The organism is Pseudomonas sp. P5_A12 (assembly GCF_056400685.1).
Window position 1 is genome coordinate 1 of record NZ_JBFUKU010000510.1, and the last position, 2052, is coordinate 2052.

At 54.5% G+C, this 2052-nt stretch carries 3 protein-coding genes; 2 read left to right on the top strand and 1 reads right to left on the bottom strand.

Annotation, left to right across the window (positions count from 1 at the left end; translation table 11 throughout):
• A partial coding sequence (locus AC1DSG_RS30560; RefSeq protein WP_477794201.1) for a TspO/MBR family protein occupies window positions 1-295 on the bottom strand: 295 nt, incomplete at its 3' end.
• 315 nt (window positions 296-610) lie between these two features.
• Between AC1DSG_RS30560 and AC1DSG_RS30565 the strand changes: the two genes are divergently transcribed.
• Both AC1DSG_RS30565 and AC1DSG_RS30570 read left to right on the top strand, forming a co-directional pair.
• Window positions 611-1396, top strand: coding sequence for an IclR family transcriptional regulator (locus AC1DSG_RS30565; RefSeq protein WP_477794202.1), 786 nt, complete (start codon window positions 611-613; stop codon window positions 1394-1396).
• A gap of 163 nt (window positions 1397-1559) precedes the next feature.
• On the top strand, window positions 1560-2052 hold a 493-nt coding region (locus AC1DSG_RS30570; protein ID WP_477794203.1), incomplete at its 3' end, for an MFS transporter.

Below are 2052 nucleotides of genomic sequence, written 5' to 3' on the forward strand. Positions count from 1 at the left end.
GTATTACCATGCCTGCGAACATACGCTGCGCGCCAAAGAATACCGGCGTCCACAGTGTATTAAGCGCAATCTGCGCCGCCCATAACCCCAGCACCACCTGACTTCCAGGTATCAGGGTCAGGCGGTACCCGGCCCAGGCAAGCAACAGATAGATAGTTGACCAAGCGACCGGAAACACCCAGTTGGGGGGCGTGAAACCGGGTTTGGCGAGCGATTCGTACCAGTGGCCCGGTTTAAAAAAGATGCCTGTGCTTGCCGCAGCACCACAGGCTAGAAGAAAAATTAGAAAACTCATCGCAGGTCCTTTTCTGGAGTCAGCTGTTTGGTGAGCAATGCCATGTCAGCAGCATTAAAGAGAGGACGCCCAGCGAGGCGAAAAGTTTGGTTTGAGGAACGACATTTCCCAGAGCTCGGTAAGTGAATCTGGGGGAGAGGCAAAAACCTGACTGTGCATTTCGGCTTCCGTCGACCGTCAGGACAATGGCGGTCGACATCAGTGATCCACACAGAAAATGAAAAAGTGAAAACAGTTTGCATTTTGAAAACACTTTTCACTATAGTGACTCAGCTGCCAATTTCGGCCCTGTAACCGCTTGGACTACGACCATCTATGAGCGCCGTTGCTGAACGCATCCTTCGTGTTTTGGAAGAGCTTGCCAACTCGCCGGAGGGCATGACGCTCTCTGAACTCACGGCTGTTCTCGATCTGCCTATCACGGCCATACACCGGTTACTCGCGGATTTGATTGAGCAGGGCTACGTTCGCAAGGACGAAAGACGAGGTGAATTCACCTTGACCATGAAGTTGCCATCCCTGGGGCTGCGCTTCTTGAGCGCCGGCGGAGTGGTTGATATTGCTCAGCCTATCCTTGAACGGCTGGCCGTAATATCTGGAGAGTTGGTACGCCTGGCGGTCGTTGATGGAGAGCAACTGGTCTATGTCGCCAAAGCCCAAGGCGCACGGGAAGGGTTGCGTTATGACCCGGAGATGGGCCGCCCGGTCACACTGTCGTGCAGTGCCGCAGGTATAAGCTGGCTGGCCGGAAAGAGCGACGAAGAAATCATGCGGCTTGTCTCCGGGCAAGGATTTGGCCTTCCAGCCAACTTTGGTCCCAGTGCACCCACAACCTTCAAAACCCTTCTTCCGCTCATTGAAGCCGCACGCAAGGACGGCTACGCCACGACGCAAGATATGTTCTTGCCCGCAATGAGTTCCTTGGCGACGACGGTGCGTACCGGCAATGGCGAAGTTGGTGCGATTCTCATTATTGCAGGGCCGATGTCACGGCTCACGCAACAAAGAATGAAAGAGCTGCTGCCGGCGCTCCTGTCGACGGCAGCAGAGTTATCTGAGGCAAGTAGTGTTTCACCGGTAATGCGTCGAGCATCTAACTAACTAATTAACCTGTCAACTTTCTCGATTAAGTTGGCGGGTTGGCCTGTGCCTGTGCGGTAAGTTTAAACTTAAACTGCAGTACTTCGTATACCTGACAATAACTAACAATAAACAGTGCTGATGTTTGTATCTGCGAGCATCTTGTACAGCGGAGGTAATAAGTATGGAGAACGATTCAAACAGTTCGTCGCGTTCCATGGCGAATCGGGCAGTCACGGCTGCCACGGTCGGAACCGCTTTGGAATGGTTCGATTTCACGTTATATGGAGTCGTTGCAGCCACTGTGTTGCCCAAGTTGTTCTTCCCTGCGATGGAGCCTGGCTCGGCACTGTTGGCATCTTTGGCCACTTTCAGCGTGGGTCTCGCTGCACGGCCACTTGGGGCCATTATCTGTGGTCATTTGGGCGACAAGATTGGCCGGCGTAACTTGATGCTCGGCACAGTATCGGCAATGGGTATCACCTCCGTGCTGATGGGACTGCTTCCGACCTACGCGCAGATCGGGATACTCGCGCCCATCTTGCTGGTCTTGCTGCGCATCATTCAGGGGTTTGCGCTTGGGGGCGAATCGACCGGTGGGCAACTCATGGCGCTCGAACATGCGCCTGCGGCCCGACGCGGCCGGTATTCAGGTCTGATCGGCATGTGCGCACCGC